The organism is Cupriavidus sp. 8B (assembly GCF_054589115.1).
In genome coordinates, this window is the sequence record NZ_BAAILO010000173.1 from 1 (window position 1) to 3969 (window position 3969).

The 3969-nt window shown below is 60.8% G+C and carries 5 protein-coding genes and 1 pseudogene; 3 read left to right on the top strand and 3 right to left on the bottom strand.

From position 1 onward, the window contains the following. Positions 1–109 precede the first annotated feature (109 nt). From ACYP5B_RS17350 to ACYP5B_RS17360, 3 genes and pseudogenes are all read left to right on the top strand, one after another. Complete coding sequence (locus tag ACYP5B_RS17350) at positions 110–532, top strand: hypothetical protein (protein WP_459570497.1); 423 nt, start codon at positions 110–112, stop codon at positions 530–532. Further along, complete coding sequence (locus ACYP5B_RS17355) at positions 532–1218, top strand: DUF433 domain-containing protein (protein ID WP_459570498.1); 687 nt, start codon at positions 532–534, stop codon at positions 1216–1218. The genes ACYP5B_RS17350 and ACYP5B_RS17355 overlap by 1 nt, the downstream gene beginning before the upstream one ends. 80 nt (positions 1219–1298) lie before the next feature. Then, positions 1299–1619 (top strand): annotated as a pseudogene (locus ACYP5B_RS17360) (PIN-like domain-containing protein); the annotation flags it as partial. 128 nt (positions 1620–1747) lie between these two features. Here the strand turns inward: ACYP5B_RS17360 and ACYP5B_RS17365 are convergent. The 3 genes from ACYP5B_RS17365 to ACYP5B_RS17375 are packed head-to-tail and all read right to left on the bottom strand — an operon-like array spanning position 1748 to position 3440. Beyond that, a complete protein-coding gene (locus ACYP5B_RS17365) occupies positions 1748–2410 on the bottom strand; it encodes a DUF799 domain-containing protein (RefSeq protein ID WP_459570499.1) in 663 nt (220 codons plus the stop codon). Further along, positions 2407–2769 (bottom strand): DUF4810 domain-containing protein, encoded by a 363-nt coding sequence (locus ACYP5B_RS17370; RefSeq protein WP_318235851.1) that lies wholly within the window; start codon positions 2767–2769, stop codon positions 2407–2409. The genes ACYP5B_RS17365 and ACYP5B_RS17370 overlap by 4 nt, the downstream gene beginning before the upstream one ends. Before the next feature lie 41 nt (positions 2770–2810). Beyond that, entirely contained in the window at positions 2811–3440 is a 630-nt protein-coding gene (locus tag ACYP5B_RS17375; protein WP_318235852.1) for a CsgG/HfaB family protein, read from the bottom strand. Between the last annotated feature and the right edge of the window lie 529 nt (positions 3441–3969).

Here is a 3969-nt window from a genome sequence, read left to right on the forward strand (position 1 = left end):
AGTATCAGCAGGGCGAACTGGCCGGCTATGAGGTCCGCGAATACCTACTAGAGAAATGGGGCCGGCAGTGCGCGTACTGCGATGCCCGCGATATGCGGCGTGTGTTGGGGTGGTCGACTCAGTTTCAGACTGGCAAAAGCCCACGTTGGCTATCAAGTGCTCGGGCCGTGGCGCTTACCAGCGCACGCGACTCACCGCATCAGGCTTCCCGCGCGGCTATTTGATGCGCAGCAAGCGGGCATTCGGTTTCCAGACCAGTGATATGGTGCGAGCCGATGTCCCGTCCGGAAAGAAGGTCGGTAGGCATATTGGGCGGCTGGCGATTCGCGCCACCGGATCCTTCAACATTCAGACCGTCTATGGGGTCGTCCAAGGCGTTTCTCACCGCTACTGCAAGATCATTCAGCGCGGCGATGGATATGGTTATTCACTCGTAGCGCAATCCACGAAGGAGAGCGGGCACAGGGGCGACGCTTCGCGTCGCGCGCTATCCCTCACCGGCCTGAAGGCCGATGTTTCCCGCGCGAACTGATGAAGTTGACTGGCATTGGCCTTTACACCATCCATGAAGCTGCGAGGCTCACCGGCATCCCCGTGCGCGACCTGCGGCGCTGGCTAGACGGCTATGCATATCGGGACAAGACGACCCGGCGTGCGGTTCCGGTTGCTCCACTTTGGGAGTCCGAACTGGCGGAAGCGGACGTGGATGGCATCAGTTTTCATGATTTGCTGGAAGCCCGATTCGTCCGAGCGTTTCGCCAGCACGGCGTCAGCCTGCAAACGATTCGCTTGGCCAGCCGCAAGGCACGCGAGCTTTTTGCCCTGCCGCATCCCTTTACCTCCCGTCGGTTTCAGACGGACGGCCGCACGATCTTCGCGTCGACCATGCAGGAATCTGGTGAGACTGAGCTGCTGGACTTGGTGAAAAGCCAGTACGCGTTTCAGAAGATCATCGAGCCCTCTTTGTATCGTGGCATCGAATTCGGTGCGGACGATGCCGCTGCACGCTGGTACCCGACGCTGCGCAGCAAAGCCGTGGTATTGGATCCTGAAATCGCCTTCGGCAAGCCCATTGTCACCGATGGCGCCATCAGAACTTCGATCCTCGCCGAGGCATTCCAGGCTGAAGGCGACAAGCAGCTTGTTGCCAGGTTGTATGAAGTGCCTGTTGCCTCGGTGGAGGCAGCAGTCGCCTTTGAAGAACGCCTGGTAGCGTGAAATTCTTCGCTGACAACAATCTCTCTCCGGCGCTGGCACGGGCTCTCCACTCGCTTTCCGAACCATAAGGGCACTCCGTTGCTCCTTTGCGAGACCGCTTCCCACAAGACACAACGGATGCAGCCTGGATCGACGCTCTCTCGCAAGAAGGTGGATGGGCGGTCATCACGCACGACAAGCTGAACAAGGGCCTCGAGCGAGAGGCATTGCGCCGTGCGGGGCTGATTGTCTTCTTTCTCGACAAAAGCTGGTCAAACCATAGGTTCTGGGACATTGCGCACAATCTGGTGCGGTGGTGGCCACGGATCATCGAGCAATCTGAAGGTATCAAAGGCGGTGCCGCCTTCAGGCTTCCCTTCAACTTCTCAGGCAAAGGGCAGTTCGAACAAGTCAAGCTCTAGTACTGCAGCGATAGGCGCCGTCGCCGCACCACCCACCCAACAAAAAGCCCCGCCGGGCCATCAACCCGCGGGGCTTCCCGGATAAAAGCGGCAGCTCACGCCAACCGCTCTCGCAAGCACCAACACCCTCAATCCGTCCCATACCTCGGATTCCTAGGCCCATACAAGATGCTGCCCGGACGCCCGGCCGACAACAGCCGCGCGCTTGTCACGCCCGCCACGGGATGGCCGGCTTCGGTGACACTGTTCAGCACCTGCTTGACCGCTGCCGTGATCAGCGCGCCGATCAGCCCGCCGCCGGCATTGTTGTTGCCTTCGTTGTTGGAGGCCGATGCGCTGCCGCTCCACAGGGTGGCCCCGGTCTTCAGGTCGACCAGCCTGGCGCTGGCGGTGACGACGGTCGCACTGCTGATGACCATGTACGACGTGCCATACTTCGATACGGTGATATAGAGCGCAGCGTCGGCGCCGAAGATCTCGCGCAGCTTGGCCGGCGGGACCTGGTGGATGTCGCCGGCGGTGGTCATGCCGTTCTGCTTGAACGTCTCGTCCACGAGCGTGACGGGCAGCACGTAGTAGCCGGATTCGGCGAGGGGATAGGTGACCTGGGACAACATGCTGTAGGTCGCCTTCACATCGGGCGATTCATTCAGGGGCGGCAGTACCACGATCGAGCGCGGGCGGCTTTCCTTGAAGGCGCTGTAGTCGACGTTCTGCCGGGGCGCGGCGCAGCCGGCTGCAAGCACGGCGACCGCCATGGCGGCGAATAGCCGTTTGAATAGAGACATCATTTCTTTTCCTCTCCCCGCTTGACGTTCTTCATCAGGAAATCGACGTAAGCTGCCGACTCGGGGAACAAGGTCTTCTCGGTCTGGAATTCCTGCGCCATCTGGTCGTCCTTGCCGATGCCGGCATACAGCAAGCCCAGGTGGGCATGGTAGCCCGGTGGTGGCGTAGCGCCTGCGGCCGTGATTTTCTGCATGTCGCGCTCGAGCGCTTCGATCTGCGCCTGCTTCGGCTCACCCTTGAAGTACTCATAGACCTGCGGCTGGTAGCTTTCCCACTGATACAGGGTCTTGGGCGCCGTGCAGCCCGCCAGCAGAATGGTTCCCGTCAAGGCCAGCGCAGCTGGGCGCAAAGGCCGATACATCTTTTTCTTTTTCACTTCTTCTCCTCTTCAACAAACCCGCATTACGGATTGCCCGGCTTCCACGCGCCGCTTTCGATGCCGGTGATCAGGCTGGTGACGGCCTCGCGCATGGCCAGGTCGAGCACCTTGCCGTTGAGCGTGGAGTCGTAGCTAGACGTGCCGCCAAATCCGACGACCTCCCGCGTGGACAGCGCGTACTCGCCGGCGCCCTGGGCGGAGAAGACGACCTCGGAGGTGGCGATGTTGACCACGTTGAGCGCGACCTTGGCGTAGGCGACCTGCGACTTGCCTCGGCCGAGAATGCCAAAGAGTTGCTGGTCGCCAACTTCCTTGCGCCCGAATTCGGTCACGTCGCCAGTGACGACGTAGTCGGCGCCCTTCAGGCGCTGTGCCTGGCTCTTGATCGCGGCTTCGCGCTTGATCTCTTCCATGTTGTCGCGATCAAGCACGTTGAAGCGGTTGGTCTGCTGCAAATGCGTGATCAGCACGGTCTTGGCCTGGCCACCCAGCCGGTCGACGCCATCGGAAAACACGCCTCGCATATAGCTCGAACGGTTATCGAACTTGCCAACGGCAATCGGGGTCCGCACGCCGGCATAGGGACGGCTGGCGCTCTCCACCTTCTGCACCGGCAGGGCGGTCGATGTCTCCGTGGCGCACCCGCCGAGCATGGCGAGCAACACCGTTGCCCCTACCAGAGGGATTGCGGTCGCTTTTTTCACTAAGATTTCTCCTACTAGTCGCGGGTCATGAAGCAAAAGATTTCCGCGCGCTTGGAAGCGGCCACGGAAATCCGGATACCGAATTTGTTATCGACCGCCGGGGACACATCCAACACCCCCCTTTGGTTGGATGTACAAAGCTTGGGGGGCCACCGAGTCCCGGACTTGCCAGGCCCATCGCAGGCTCACCCCCTGGTGTACTAGAGACTACTGGAATATTTGCAAGGTAAATCCAACAAATGTCATTGGAATTAAACAGGCGCAAGGACAGCGGCGTAGCCAGCGCCCGCCCTCTCCCCCGGCCCCTCTCCCACAAGTGGGAGAGGGGAGCCAACCAGCGGGAGAGTAAAAGCATCACTCGGTGTAGCCGTGATTTCCGCCCCCAGGCGGAAATCACCCAAGCGCGATGCGAAGCGAGCCGTCAAGGTTTGAATCTCCCGTTATGCGGCGAGGAGTCTTTCGCCGCATCCGGGTCGCC